A 13,840-nucleotide genomic window follows, 5' to 3' on the forward strand; every position below is an offset into this window, starting at 1 on the left:
CCCTTGCAGTTGCTAGGAATCGATTTTTCCAGCGCCCCCAGCCGAAAAAAGCCGGTGGCTGTGGCCCACGGGCGTTGGGAAGGGCAAACCATCCACATCGACGAATTGTCGGAACTGCCCACACTGGCCGGGTTTGAAGCCCTGCTGCAGGAAGGCCCATTTGTGGCCGCCATCGACATGCCGTTTGGCCTGTCGCGCCAATTGGTGGATGGCTTGAAGTGGCCCGGCCATGGCGTGGCAGCCCCGTCCACCTGGGGCAATTTGATCGATTTTTACGGCAATTTGTCCAAAGAAGACATCCGCGCCACCTTCAAAGCCTGGTGCGACGCACGCCCCGCCGGCAAAAAATTTGCGCACCGCGCCTGCGACACCCCGGCCGGCAGCTCGCCCTCCATGAAGTGGGTCAACCCGCCCGTGGCCTTCATGTTGCAAGTGGGGGCACCGCTGCTGAAAAAGGCGGGTGTGCACATTCCCGGCATGCAAAAGGGCGACGCCCAGCGCGTGGCCATCGAGGCTTACCCAGGCTTTCTGGCCCGGCAGGTGTTGGGTCGCCAAAGTTACAAAACCGACACGCCGTCCAAAGACTCGCCCGACCGCAAGCAGGCCCGCAATGAACTGGTGTGCGCACTGGAAGACGGCATGCTGCTTGGCATCCGCGTGAACGTGCGGCCCTGGCTGCGCGGCAAGCTGATTGAAGACGCCAAGGCCGACCTGCTCGATTCCGTGTTGTGTTGCCTGGTGGCAGGCTGGTGCGAAAAGCGAAGCGACATTCACTTCGGCTTGCCCCCGGTGATTGACCCCGTGGAGGGTTGGATCGCGCCCGTGCCCTTCAAGGTCGGCCTGGCTGGCTATAATGACAGGGCGGTTTAACATGAGGGTTTCAAGGTGAAGTTTCCGGAAGTGGTGTCGGTGGAACAGGCTGACCAATATGAGCAGGTCATCGACGTTCGCTCCCCCGCTGAATTTGCGCTGGACCACTACCCCGGGGCCATCAACTGCCCTGTGCTGGACAACGAAGAGCGCATCGTCGTGGGCACCCTGTACAAGCAGGTGTCGGTGTTCGAGGCCAAAAAAGTCGGTGCAGCCCTGGTGGCACGCAACATTGCCAAGCATCTGGACGAACAGTTCTCGAAAAACCCCAAGGAATGGACCCCGCTGATTTACTGCTGGCGCGGTGGCAACCGCTCTGGCGCCATGACGCACATTTTGAGGCAAGTCGGCTGGCGTGCCAGTCAACTGGATGGCGGCTACAAAGCCTTTCGCAGGCAAGTCATCAATGAACTTGAAATTCTGCCCGGGCGTTTTCAGTGGCGGGTGCTCAGCGGTGAAACCGGCAGCGCAAAAAGCCGCGTGCTGGAAGGGCTGGCCGCCGCAGGCGCGCAGGTGCTTGATCTGGAGGCGCTGGCTTGCCACAAGGGGTCTGTGCTGGGCATTTTGCCCGATCAGCCCCAGCCCGCCCAAAAAATGTTTGAAACCCGCATTTGGGACGTGCTGCGCAAGCTCGACCCCGCCCGCCCCGTGTTTGTTGAGGCGGAAAGCAAAAAAGTGGGCCAACTTCGCGTGCCCGAGCATCTGTTTGAGCAAATGACCCAACACAGCACCGTGTTTCGCATTCAGGCCAGCGTGGCTGCCCGGGTTGATTTTCTGATCGAAGACTACCATTACTTTCTGGCCGACACCGACACGCTCAAGCAGCAGCTTCGGCATCTGGTCACGCTGCACGGTCATGAGGTCATTCATCATTGGTGCCAGCAGGTTGACGCGGCTCAGTGGCCTGAGTTGGTGGGCGATTTGCTGGTTCGCCATTACGACCCGGCCTACCTCAAGTCCAGCAACAACCTGTTCACCGGTTTTGCCACGGCACACCCGTTGCCAGCCGACAAGCTCGACGGCCCGGGCATTGCCCGGCTGGTTGATCAGCTTCTGAATTTGCAGGGCTAAACCGTGAGCTTCGGTCTGCCACCCGGGCCAAACGTCGGCACGCAGTTAAAAGCGCTGCGCCGCAAAAAGGCGCAACAAGCCCGTCAGGAAAAGGCGGCCACCCAGGCTGCTGCACCCACAACCTCCACTGAACTGCCAGAGTCTGCCAGCACTGTAAGCCCCGCCCCCACGGTGGCGGTTGGGCCCAAAGTGTGCGCGGTGAATGACGACACCGTTCAACGCTGGTTTGAATCCCGACACTGGACCGCATTCGACTTTCAAAAGTCGGTGTGGCAAGCCATGCAGGCGGGCCACAGTGGTTTGCTGCACGCCACCACCGGTTCCGGCAAAACACTGGCGGTGTGGGTGGGCGCTTTGCTGCGCCTGGCGGGTTTGCCGGCCTCGCGCGCGGCCGCCACCCGCGTGATGTGGGTCACGCCCATGCGCGCTTTGGCGGCAGACACCACCCGCAGCCTGAACACTGCCATGGAGGGGCTGGTGGGTGTGGCCGACGTGGCCCAACTGACGGGCGACACCCCCCCGGCCGAGCGCACGCGCATACAACGCAAGCCCCCTTTTGGTTTGGTCACCACGCCTGAAAGCCTGACCCTGATGCTGACGCGTGAGGCCTCGCTGTCCGCACTGGCCAAGGTGCAAGTGCTGGTGGTGGACGAATGGCACGAACTGGTCGGCAACAAACGTGGCGTGCAATTGCAACTGGCCATTGCGCGTTTGGTGAAACTGAATCCGGCTCTGCAGGTGTGGGGCCTTAGCGCCACACTGGGCAACCTCGACGATTCCATGCGCATCTTGCTGCGGCCAGTCAACGCCGACCAGGGTCGAACCCTGGTGCAGGGTGCGCTCAACAAAGCCTTGCAGATCGACACGCTGATTCCCGATTCATTCGAGCACTTTCCGTGGGGCGGGCATTTGGGCCTGCGCCAGTTGCCGGCGGTGGCCGCTGAAATTGAACAGTCTGCCAGCACGCTCGTGTTCACCAACACCCGGTCGCAGGCTGAAATCTGGTACCAAGCCCTGCTGGACGCCAACCCACATTGGGCCGGGCTGGTGGCCTTGCACCACGGGTCGCTGGACAAAACCGTGCGCGAATGGGTGGAACATGGCTTGAAAAACGGCCTTCTGAAGGCGGTGGTCTGCACCTCGTCACTCGACCTGGGCGTGGACTTTCTACCCGTTGAACGGGTGATCCAGATCGGTTCGCCCAAGGGCGTGGCCCGCCTGCTGCAGCGTGCAGGGCGTTCCGGCCATGCGCCGGGCCGCACCTCTCGCATCACCGTGGTGCCCACCAACGCGCTGGAAATGCTGGAATCGGCGGCCGCGCGGGTGGCTGTGCAATCCGGGCAAATTGAAAGCCGCTACAGCCCCGAAATCCCGCTGGATGTGTTGGTTCAACACCTGGTGACCGTGGCCATGGGCGGTGGCTTCAAGGTGGATGAACTCTTTGACGAAGTGCGAACCACCGAGGCCTTCGCCAAGCTGACCGAGGCGCAAATGGCTTGGGCCGTGGCCTTTGTGGAGAAAGGCGGCAACAGCTTGAGCGCCTATCCCGATTACCAGCGCGTGGCCCCCGATGAGCAGGGCGTGTACCGCGTGCAGCGCAAAGACATTGCCCGGCGGCACGCCATGTCCGTGGGCACCATTGTGTCGGACACCGCCATGCAAGTGGCCTGGCTGACCGGTGGCCGCTTGGGCACCATCGAAGAAAGTTTCATCGCCCGGCTGAAGGCGGGCGAGTGTTTCAGTTTTGCGGGCCGCGTGCTGGAGCTGGTGCGTGTGCGCGACATGACCGCCTATGTGCGCAAGGCCGACCGCAAAAAAGCCACCGTGCCGCAGTGGCAGGGCGGCAAAATGCCGCTGAGCACGGAACTGGCCCACCGTGTGGTTGCCCTGCTGGGCGAACATCAGCAGGGTGGCGCTCCCAACCCGGCCCTGCCCGAGTTGCAGGCCCTGGAGGGTTTGCTGGCCATTCAGCAACGTTGGAGCGCACTGCCCAGCCCAAGCACCGTTTTGGCTGAGTACTACCAAAGCAAAGAAGGACACCACCTGTTTTTATACCCCTTCGAGGGGCGCATGGTGCACATTGGCTTGGCCAGCTTGCTGGCCTGGCGTGTTTCGCAGCATCAGTCGGGCACCTTTTCCATTGCCATGAACGACTACGGCTTCGAGCTGCTGAGCGCCCAACCCTTTGACTGGCACACCCTGCTGCAAGGTGGTGCAGCCACGCAGGCTTTGTTGTCAGACGACGACCTGCTGGAAGACCTGCTGGGTTGCCTCAATGCGTCTGAGTTGGCGCAGCGCCGCTTCCGCGAAATTGCGCGCATTTCCGGCCTGGTGTTTCAGGGGTATCCGGGTGCCGCCAAAAGCGCACGGCAGTTGCAGGCCTCGTCCGGCTTGTTCTACGAGGTGTTTCAGCAGTACGACCCCGAGAACCTGCTGCTGCAGCAGGCCCAACGCGAGGCGCTGGAACAGGAACTGGAATTGGGCCGCATGCGCGAGGTGTTGGCCAGCCTGCGCAGCAAGCAATGGGTGCTGAAAACTTTGCCCCGGCCCAGCCCGTTCTCTTTTCCGCTGATGATTGAACGCCTGCGCGAAACCGTCAGCAATGAAACGCTAAGCACCCGCGTTCAGCGCATGGTGGCCGAGCTTGAAAAGCAGGCCGAGGTGGGCTGACATGAGCGACGCCAACATCGCCCTGCTGGACCATTCGGCCGGGCTGGTTTCTCGCACTGTTCAAACCCCGGCGGGTGAACTGGTGCTGTCCGCCTGGAAAACGGTGTATAGCCCGCAACACCGTGCCCTGTTTGTGGCCGACGTGCATTTGGGCAAGGCCCACACCTTTCGTCAACTGGGCGTGCCCGTGCCGCAGGGCACCACCGGCAGCAACCTGCAGCGCCTGTCGCAAGCCATGGCCCACTTTCAGCCCCGCACCCTGGTGGTGCTGGGCGACCTGCTGCACAGCCGCCATGCCTTGAATGACCCACTGAACGAACAAGTTCTGGCCTGGGTGGCACAACACACAGCGGTGCAAAAGGTACTGGTGCGGGGCAACCACGACGACAAGGCGGGCGACCCACCCTTGGCTTGGGGCTTTGAGGTGGTGGACGAGCCCTTTGCGCTGGGGCAACTGGCTTTGTGCCATTACCCGCAAAGCAGGGCGGGGCAGTTTGTGCTGGCTGGGCATCAACACCCGGCGTGCATTATTCGGGGGGCAGGCAGGTCGCGGGTGCGGCTGCCGTGCTTTCATGTGCAGCAGGGGGGCATTACCCTGCCTTCATTCGGGCAATTCACTGGGGCGTTTGTGGTGCAACCCGCCCCCGGTGAACAAGTGGTGGCGGTGCTCGCCACCCACTAGTTTCAACGCTTGGATTTCAAGGCCACAAACAGCAGGCCACCGGTGACCGCAATGTTTTTCAGGAACATCAGTTGCATCACATAGGCCTGGTCAGCCGGTGCCGCCCAGAAGTTGTGAAACAGGAACGAAGCCATCAGGGTGAAACCGGCCAGCAGCAGCGCCGCAATTTGGGTTTGGAAGCCGAACACCAGCGCGAGGCCCGCGCCCAGTTCAACCACCATGCCGGCTGCAGCCATTACATTGGCGGCAGGCAGGCCGACCGATTGAATGTAAGCCACGGTTTGTGAAAAGCCGGTCAGCTTGCCCCAGCCCGCCAGCAAAAACATCAGCGCCAGCAGCACGCGGGCCACAATGGTGAGGGGTGCTTCAAACTGATTCAAAATGTTTGAAACTGCATTGTTGGAAGTTTGGGTTGAAGTGCTCATTGCATTGTCCTTTTTAGGATTGGGTGAGTGAGGTCAGTGATCGTATTGTTCACCCCTTCAATGCAAAGGCCAAGTGTTTAAATTTGTAGAGCTTATTCAAATTATTTGAATATAGATCATCAAAAATTTCCAAATGGTGTTTTGGTCACGCATTTGTTTTTGTTAATCAGGTTAAACGCCATCATCAGGGTGGCTGCACCCCCTAAGCCCCCAATTCCACTTGCAATGGCTGAAGTAAAAATCATTCTATCGCCCGCGTTCTCAAGACCCCCTCGCTTTGCCAAGCTGCCTGCGCCAAAAGCCAACGCCGCAGAGCCAAGCAGGCTGGCGCTTACGATGCCGGTCCACTTGAATGCTTCCATAAACGTGTCGCTGACATGGTGGTAATACTCGTTGCTGGCACAGCCATGGTCGGCCTCGTTCAGCAAATGCCGCTGCCCCCCGGTGTAATGCCCCTCGCTTTGGGCCGACTGCAGCAGGCTGTAGGCCAGCCCCCCGGCCGCCAATGCGCACACCCCCGCTTGTGCAGCCAGCTTGGCGTAAGTGGCCATGCCAGGTCGCCTTGCAACTTGCAGGCTTGCGGGTTGATGCGGGTCACTGTGAATGGTCAATGCGGTGTGTGCCATGGTCGTTCAAAAAGTCAAAGACGACCTAGGTGATGATCTCCTCTAAAGAGTTCATTTTTTGCAGGCCTTTCACCCAAATTTTAAAACCGCGTGTACACTAATAAAAAAACGAACGTTCGGTCTATTTTTTATGCGCAAAGGTGAACAGACACGCGCCGCCATTCTTGAGGCGGCTCTGGAAATAGCCTCCACCCAAGGGTTGGAAGGGCTCACCATTGGCGCCATCGCCGACAAAATGACCATGAGCAAAAGCGGCGTGTTCGCCCACTTTGGCTCGCGCGAAGAACTGCAGATCGCCGTTCTCAAGGAATACGAAACCCAGTTCATTCAAGCCGTGCTGTTTCCCTGTGTGAAAGAACCCCGTGGCCTGCCCCGTTTGCAGGCCATTTTCTTGCGCTGGCTCGACCGAATCGGCAAAGAAATCGACAGTGGTTGCATCTACATCTCGGGCGCGACAGAATACGATGATCGCCCCGGCGCCGTGCGCGATGTGTTGGTCAAAATGCACCGCGACTGGCAAAAAGAGATGCACAAAGCCGCCCAGCAGGCCATTGAAGCAGAACATCTCAGCAGCAACCGAACCAGCGCTGACCAGCTGGTTTTTGAAATGGTGGGGCTGATTCTGGCCGCACACCAACAAGGCCGCCTCATGGGCGACCCCCATTCAGTCAAACGCGCCCGCGAGGGGTTTGAACGAATGATCCAGCACTACAAGAACAATCCCGTTAATGTGAATTAAGTGAGTTTCAGGAGACCGTAACATGGGGCAATACACACCACCACTGCGCGACATGCAATTTGTGATGCACGAGCTGTTCGACGCCGAAGGCACCTTCAAGCAGATTCCTGCTTTTGAAGACATGGACGCCGACACCATCAACCAGATTCTGGAAGAGGGCGGCAAATTCTGCGCCGAGGTGCTGCAACCCCTGAACGCCGTGGGCGATTCAGAAGGCTGTACCCACAACAAAACCGACTTCTCGGTGAAAACACCCACCGGCTTCAAAGAGGCCTACAAACAGTATGTTGAAGCCGGCTGGCCAGCACTGAGCTGCGACCCCGAATTCGGCGGCCAGGGCCTGCCCGTTACCGTGAACCAGGCCTTTTATGAAATGATGAACGCCGCCAACCAGGCCTGGACCATGTACCCCGGCCTGACCCACGGCGCATACGACTGCCTGCACGCACACGGCACCCCCGAACAAAAGGCCACCTACCTGCCCAAGCTGACCAGCGGTGAATGGACCGGCACCATGTGCCTGACCGAGCCACACTGCGGCACCGACCTGGGCATGCTGCGCAGCAAGGCCGAGCCACAGGCCGACGGCAGCTACAAAATCACCGGCGCAAAAATCTTCATCAGCAGTGGTGAACACGACATGGCCGAAAACATCATTCACCTGGTGTTGGCCCGTCTGCCCGCCGCACCCGCCGGCACCAAGGGCATTTCACTGTTCCTGGTGCCCAAATTCATTCCCAATGCCGACGGCAGCCTGGGTGCACGCAACCCGATCAACTGCGGCGCCATCGAGCACAAAATGGGCATTCACGGCAACTCAACTTGCCAGATGAACCTGGACGGCGCAACCGGCTGGATTATTGGTCAGCCTCACAAAGGCCTGAACGCCATGTTCGTGATGATGAACGCCGCCCGCTTGGGCGTGGGCATGCAGTCCCTCGGCCTGACCGAAGTGGCCTACCAAAACGCTGTGGTGTACGCCAAAGACCGCATTCAAAGCCGTTCACTGACAGGCCCCAAGGCCACCGACAAGCAGGCTGACCCCATCATCGTTCACCCCGATGTTCGCAAAATGCTGCTGACCGCCCGCGCTTACGCCGAAGGTGGCCGTGCACTGTGCTTGTGGACTTCTTTGGAGCTGGACAAAGAACTGAGCCACCCCGACGAGGCCGTGCGCAAGGAAGCCGCCGACATGGTGGCCCTGGCCACCCCCATCGTGAAGGCCTTTATTACTGACAACGCCTGGGAAGCCACTTCCCACTGCATGCAGGTGTACGGCGGTCACGGTTACATTGCCGAGTGGGGCATGGAACAGTACGTGCGCGACAGCCGCATCAACATGATTTACGAAGGCACCAACACCATTCAGTCGCTCGACCTGCTGGGTCGCAAAGTGCTGGCCGACGGTGGCGCCAAACTGCAGAAATTCGGCAAGCAAGTGCGCGCCTTCTGCGAAGCGGAAAGCAACAACGCCGCCATGGCCGAGTTCATCGCACCGCTGGCAGACCTCGGTGAAAAAGTGGGCAAGCTGACCATGGAAATCGGTGGCAAAGCCATGCAAAACCCCGATGAAGTGGGCGCAGCCGCGGTGGACTACCTGCGTGTGGTCGGCCACCTGTTCTACGCCTTCTTCCTGGCCAAGTCCGCCAAAATCGCCCTGGAAAAGCAGGGCAGCGGTGACAAGTTCTACACCGCCAAGTTGCACACTGTCCGTTTCTACTTCCAGAAAATGCTGCCCGAAACAGCCATGCTGATTCGCAAGGCACGCGCAGGCTCAGCCAGCCTGATGGAAATGGAAGCAGACCTGTTCTAATTTTACAAGGAGACCCAAGTGTCCAACTTTATCGTCCGCAAAGTCGCCGTGCTCGGCGCAGGCGTGATGGGTGCGCAAATTGCTGCGCACTGCGCCAACGCCAAAGTGCCCGTAGTGCTGTTCGACCTGCCCGCCAAGGAAGGCCCCAAGAATGGCATCGTTGACAAGGCCATTCTGAATTTGACCAAGCTCAAGCCTGCCCCCTTTGGCGCGAAAGACATCGCCCAGTATGTACAGGCCGCCAATTACGAAGAGCACCTCGAACTGCTGCAAGGCTGCGACCTGGTGATCGAAGCCATTGCCGAACGCATGGACTGGAAGCACGACCTGTACAAAAAAGTGGCCCCGCACATCAACGCAACCGCCATTTTCGCAACCAACACATCGGGCCTCAGCATTTCCAAGCTGAGCGAAGGGTTCGACACCGACCTGAAGAGCCGCTTCTGTGGCGTGCACTTCTTCAACCCACCCCGCTACATGCACCTGTGTGAACTCATTCCGCTGAGCACCACCCGTCAGGACATTCTGGACAATCTGGAAACCTTCCTGACCACCACACTGGGCAAGGGCATCATCACCGCCAAAGACACGCCCAACTTCGTGGCCAACCGCGTGGGCGTGGCCGGCATGCTGGCCACCATGGCCGAAGCCAAGAAGTTTGGCATCCCCTTCGACATCGTGGATCAGTTGACCGGTTCCAAGCTGGGCCGTGCCAAATCCGCCACCTTCCGCACTGCAGACGTGGTGGGCCTGGACACCATGGGCCACGTGATTGCCACCATGCAAAACACACTGCCCAACGACCCGTTTGCCCCCAGCTATGAAACACCCGCCGTGCTGAAAAAGCTGGTGGAACTGGGCGCACTGGGTCAAAAGGCCAAAGCCGGTTTCTTCAAGAAAGTCGGCAAGCAGATCATGCAATTCGACGAAGCCAAGGGCGACTACGTGCCGTCTGAAGGCAAGGCCGACGAAGCCGTTCTGAAAATCCTGAAAAACAAAAACGTGGCCGAGCGCATGGCCCAACTGCGTGGCAGCGACCACCCCCAGGCCAAGTTCCTGTGGGCGATCTTCCGCGACGCATTCCACTACATCGCACTGCACCTGAACGACATCGCCGACACCGCACGCGACGTCGACTTTTCACTGCGCTGGGGTTACGGCTGGTCTGAAGGCCCGTTCGAGACCTGGCAAGCCGCAGGCTGGAAGCAAGTGGCCGAGTGGGTCAAGGCCGACATCGACGCAGGCGAGGCCCTGTGCAACGCGCCGCTGCCCGCCTGGGTGTTTGAAGGCCCGGTTGCCGACAACTGTGGTGTGTACTCACCCGCCGGTGCGTTCAGCCCCGCGTCCAACAGCTTCGTAGCCCGCAAAGACCTGCCCGTGTACAAGCGCCAGATCTTCCGCGCCAAAGTGTTGGGCGAAACCACGGTAACCGGCCACAACGGCGGCACCACCGTGAAAGAAACCGACGCTGCCCGCATCTGGACTGCACCAGGCCACGACGACGTGCTCATTTTGTCGATCAAAACCAAAATGCACGCCATTGGGCCAGACGTGATTACCGCCACACACGAAGCCATTGCCCTGGCCGAGAAAAGCTACAAAGGTTTGGTGATCTGGTCACCCGACGAGCCCTTCTCCGCCGGTGCCGACCTGCAAGCCATGCTGCCTGCCTTCATGCAGGGCGGTGGCAAGGCCATCGAGCCAATGGTTGCCGAATTCCAGAAAGGCACCATGGCTCTGAAATACGCGCAGGTGCCAACCGTGGCCGCCATCAGCGGCATGGCACTGGGCGGTGGTTGCGAATTTGCAATTCACAGCGCAGCGCGCGTGGCCAACCTTGAAAGCTACATGGGCCTGGTGGAAGTGGGCGTCGGCCTGATTCCCGGCGGCGGTGGCCTGAAGGAAATTGCAGTCAACGCCGGCCTGGCCGCGCAGAAGGCCGGCTCATCCGACATTCTGGCCTTCGTCAAAGACGGCTTCATGACCGCAGCAACCGCCAAAGTTGGCACGTCTGCCATGGAATGTCGCCAGCTTGGCTTCCTGAAAGACTCGGACACCATCGTCTTCAACAGCCACGAACTGCTGTACGTGGCCATCAACCAGGCCCGCAGCATGTTTGAGTCTGGCTACCGCCCACCCCACAAAATCAAGGGTGTGCCCGTGGCCGGCAAAAGCGGCATTGCGACCATCAAGGCGCAACTGGTCAACATGCGCGACGGCGGCTTCATCTCTGCTTATGACTACCACCTGGGCTGCGTCATCGCCGAAGTGGTGTGCGGCGGCGAAGTTGAAACCGGTTCACTGGTGGACGAAGAGTGGCTGCTCAACCTCGAGCGCAAGCACTTCGTGAAGCTGCTGGACAACCCGAAAACTCAAGAACGAATCATGGGCATGCTGCAAACCGGCAAGCCTGTGCGCAACTAAGGAGACACAGACATGTCCCGTCCAATGAAAGAGGTTTACATCGTTGCGGCCACCCGCACGCCCATCGGCAAGGCCCCACGCGGTGTGTTCAAGGAAGTGCGCCCAGACGACCTGTTGGTGACCGCCATTTCCAGCGCCATGGCCCAAGTGCCCACGCTCGACCCCGCCGCCATTAACGACGCCATCGTCGGCTGCGCCTTCCCCGAAGGCGAGCAAGGCATGAACATGGCCCGCATCGCCGTGTTGCTGGCTGGCCTGCCCAACACCGTGGGTGGCGTCACCATCAACCGCTTCTGCGCGTCTGGCATTACAGCCGTCAGCATGGCCGCCAACGCCATTGCCACCGGCGAGGCCGAAGTCATGATCGCCGCTGGCGCTGAAAGCATGAGCATGGTGCCCATGAGCGGCAACAAGCCCAGCTTCAACCCCGCCATTTTCGCGAAAGACGAAAATTTGGGCATCGCCTACGGCATGGGCATGACCGCCGAGAAAGTGGCCCAGCAGTGGAGCATCAGCCGTGAAGAACAGGACGAATTCGCCCTGAACAGCCACAAAAAAGCCATTGCAGCCCAGCAAAAAGGCGAGTTCACTGACGAAATTACGCCAGTGACCGTCACCAAGGCTGCGCCCAACCTGGCCACCGGCGAAATCAAGACCAGTAGCAAAGTGGTCAGTCTGGACGAAGGCGCACGCGCCGACTCCAGCATTGAAGGCCTGGCCAAGCTGAAGCCCGTGTTTGCCGCCAAAGGCTCGGTGACTGCCGGTAACAGCTCGCAAATGAGCGACGGCGCAGGCGCGCTGATTCTGGCGTCTGAGGACGCTGTGAAGCGCTTCAACCTGGTGCCGCTGGCCAAGTGGCGCGGCTTCGCTGTGCGCGGTGTGCCCCCGGAAATCATGGGTATCGGCCCCAAGGAAGCCATTCCTGCCGTGCTGAAAACCGCTGGCCTGAAGCAAGACGACATCGACTGGTTCGAGCTGAACGAAGCGTTTGCCGCCCAGTCGCTGGCCGTGATGAAAGACCTGCAACTGGACCCCAGCAAAGTGAACCCCATGGGCGGTGCCATCGCCCTGGGCCACCCTCTGGGTGCCACCGGCGCCATTCGCGCAGCCACCGTGGTGCACGCCCTGCGCCGCCACAACCTAAAGTACGGCATGGTGACCATGTGCATCGGCACTGGCATGGGCGCAGCCGGTATTTTCGAGCGCGTGTAAGAAGTTAATTGGTCGGGTTTAACACCCGGCTGAAATGGAAGAACCCCAGGTTTGCTTCGGCAGGCCTGGGGTTTTTTTATGGGTGGTTTTGGGGCTGAACGGAAGGAAACGCTTGCCGAGTTAAGAATGTTAATTTAGATTAAAAAAATATGAGTAGTTTTGGTGCGTGCCGCTGTTGGGGTGGGCGGTAGCTATGGTGGGGAGTTAGTAGGTTTTTCGGTGATGTTCGGATAAATGGATATCGCCATTATTGTTCGATATAACAAGTTAGATTTCAATGGACGCAACCGAGCTTCATCGCACGAAAGTCACTGACATCGCCTTTCGCGATCCTCTGTCCGAGGAAACGCGGAAAGTGCGAACACATCTGCTATTCGTCGGCGTCCTCGCTGTGCTCGTTAAGACCTACGATCTTAAACTTAGTAAAGCGCCATGGCTTGAGTTCGACATCCCGACAAATGCGCCTCAACTTCTTCATGGTGCACTATCGGCAGTCCTTTGCTACTTGCTCTTTGTGTTTACGCTCTACGCATGGCAGGACTTCCGCCGGTGGCGCCTCGCGGGGAAGCTTCATCTCGTGTACGGGTCTTTCGATCTAATTCTCGAGTCGCGCAACGACCTCTTCGCTATCGCTCAACACCTCGACAAGCTAACTTGCGACGCACCGTTACAGGATCAAATACGAGGCGCCGTATTAGCGGCTGCCAAGCGATTGCCGGACTCTCAATCAAATCTTTAGGCACTCAGTACCTCCCTGCGTCGCCTCAATGCTTTGCAGTGGTTCCGTGTCATTGTCGTCGAGACCAGTTTCCCAATAGCGCTGGGCGTCTTCGCCCTGTCGAAGGTCTTCGCATCCCTCGTCCCATTCTTGACTGTGGTGACGAAATGAAATCTAACAAGACGCTGCCACCTGCGGTGCAGGTGAGTTTACACGTTATAGGGCACCGTAATCAAATAGGGATGTAGGCATGAGGGAAGAAGAGAATGAAGAAGAAATCGATCTGCTCAGCGAGGAAGAACAGGCCGAGCGAGAAGCAAAGTTGGCGAAGCTAGAAAAAGAAAGGAAGGAGCTTTTGGCATCGTTGGCCGTAGGCGATTTCTCCACGCTGAAGGCAAAGGTCGCCTATATTCTGAATCTGTACCCGGAGGCTCGCAACAGCGACATCACTCTTTCAATAAAATATTGGGAAATCTTTCAGTCTGATATTTATAACAAGACGGGAATCCTCCCCAAGGACCTTTTTGACCTTGCCCTCGTTTAATGGATACGTTAACTCGAACTATGCAGCCTTCCCGTTGAGGGATTTG

The 13,840-nt window shown here is 59.1% G+C and carries 11 protein-coding genes; 9 read left to right on the forward strand and 2 right to left on the reverse strand.

Annotation, left to right across the window (positions count from 1 at the left end):
• Positions 1-3 precede the first annotated feature (3 nt).
• From QQJ87_RS03790 to pdeM, 4 genes are read left to right on the forward strand one after another with little or no spacing between them, the layout of a single operon-like run.
• A complete protein-coding gene (locus QQJ87_RS03790; RefSeq protein WP_284280053.1) occupies positions 4-870 on the forward strand; it encodes a DUF429 domain-containing protein in 867 nt (288 codons plus the stop codon).
• 15 nt (positions 871-885) lie between these two features.
• Complete coding sequence (gene mnmH, locus QQJ87_RS03795) at positions 886-1,941, forward strand: tRNA 2-selenouridine(34) synthase MnmH (protein ID WP_284280055.1); 1,056 nt, start codon at positions 886-888, stop codon at positions 1,939-1,941.
• A 3-nt stretch (positions 1,942-1,944) separates the two neighbouring features.
• Complete coding sequence (locus tag QQJ87_RS03800; protein ID WP_284280056.1) at positions 1,945-4,611, forward strand: ligase-associated DNA damage response DEXH box helicase; 2,667 nt, start codon at positions 1,945-1,947, stop codon at positions 4,609-4,611.
• A gap of 1 nt (position 4,612) precedes the next feature.
• The gene (gene pdeM / locus QQJ87_RS03805) at positions 4,613-5,293 is read left to right on the forward strand and encodes a ligase-associated DNA damage response endonuclease PdeM (RefSeq protein ID WP_284280058.1); all 681 of its coding nucleotides are present in this window, start codon (positions 4,613-4,615) and stop codon (positions 5,291-5,293) included.
• A 2-nt stretch (positions 5,294-5,295) separates the two neighbouring features.
• Here pdeM and QQJ87_RS03810 read toward each other — a convergent pair whose 3' ends face one another.
• On the reverse strand, positions 5,296-5,718 hold the full coding sequence (locus QQJ87_RS03810; RefSeq protein ID WP_284280059.1) for a DoxX family protein: 423 nt from the start codon (positions 5,716-5,718) through the stop codon (positions 5,296-5,298).
• A gap of 119 nt (positions 5,719-5,837) precedes the next feature.
• Positions 5,838-6,344: a hypothetical protein gene (locus QQJ87_RS03815; protein WP_284280060.1), complete on the reverse strand. Its 507-nt coding sequence runs from the start codon at positions 6,342-6,344 to the stop codon at positions 5,838-5,840.
• Positions 6,345-6,474: 130 nt separating this feature from the next.
• On the opposite strand from QQJ87_RS03815, the gene QQJ87_RS03820 reads away from it, so the two are divergent.
• The 5 genes from QQJ87_RS03820 to QQJ87_RS03840 all read left to right on the forward strand — a co-directional run bounded on the left by QQJ87_RS03820 (position 6,475) and on the right by QQJ87_RS03840 (position 13,794).
• Positions 6,475-7,083 carry a TetR/AcrR family transcriptional regulator gene (locus QQJ87_RS03820; RefSeq protein ID WP_284280061.1) on the forward strand — a complete coding sequence of 203 codons (609 nt, stop codon included), beginning with the start codon at positions 6,475-6,477 and terminating at the stop codon, positions 7,081-7,083.
• Positions 7,084-7,105: 22 nt separating this feature from the next.
• Positions 7,106-8,896 (forward strand): acyl-CoA dehydrogenase C-terminal domain-containing protein, encoded by a 1,791-nt coding sequence (locus QQJ87_RS03825; protein ID WP_284280062.1) that lies wholly within the window; start codon positions 7,106-7,108, stop codon positions 8,894-8,896.
• An 18-nt stretch (positions 8,897-8,914) separates the two neighbouring features.
• A complete protein-coding gene (locus tag QQJ87_RS03830; protein ID WP_284280063.1) occupies positions 8,915-11,320 on the forward strand; it encodes a 3-hydroxyacyl-CoA dehydrogenase/enoyl-CoA hydratase family protein in 2,406 nt (801 codons plus the stop codon).
• Between the two features lie 12 nt (positions 11,321-11,332).
• Positions 11,333-12,532, forward strand: coding sequence for an acetyl-CoA C-acyltransferase (locus QQJ87_RS03835; protein ID WP_284280064.1), 1,200 nt, complete (start codon positions 11,333-11,335; stop codon positions 12,530-12,532).
• 968 nt (positions 12,533-13,500) lie between these two features.
• Positions 13,501-13,794 (forward strand): hypothetical protein, encoded by a 294-nt coding sequence (locus QQJ87_RS03840; RefSeq protein WP_284280065.1) that lies wholly within the window; start codon positions 13,501-13,503, stop codon positions 13,792-13,794.
• Positions 13,795-13,840 lie beyond the last annotated feature (46 nt).

This window comes from Limnobacter litoralis (assembly GCF_030160455.1).
Taxonomy (GTDB): Bacteria; Pseudomonadota; Gammaproteobacteria; order Burkholderiales; family Burkholderiaceae_B; genus Limnobacter; species Limnobacter litoralis.

Coding starts and splice junctions, on each gene's coding strand:
- QQJ87_RS03815 (WP_284280060.1), bottom strand. CDS start 6,344: ATGGCACACACCGCATTGACCATTCACAGTGACCCGCATCAACCCGCA.
- QQJ87_RS03820 (WP_284280061.1), top strand. CDS start 6,475: ATGCGCAAAGGTGAACAGACACGCGCCGCCATTCTTGAGGCGGCTCTG.
- QQJ87_RS03840 (WP_284280065.1), top strand. CDS start 13,501: ATGAGGGAAGAAGAGAATGAAGAAGAAATCGATCTGCTCAGCGAGGAA.
- QQJ87_RS03835 (WP_284280064.1), top strand. CDS start 11,333: ATGTCCCGTCCAATGAAAGAGGTTTACATCGTTGCGGCCACCCGCACG.
- QQJ87_RS03825 (WP_284280062.1), top strand. CDS start 7,106: ATGGGGCAATACACACCACCACTGCGCGACATGCAATTTGTGATGCAC.
- pdeM (WP_284280058.1), top strand. CDS start 4,613: ATGAGCGACGCCAACATCGCCCTGCTGGACCATTCGGCCGGGCTGGTT.
- QQJ87_RS03810 (WP_284280059.1), bottom strand. CDS start 5,718: ATGAGCACTTCAACCCAAACTTCCAACAATGCAGTTTCAAACATTTTG.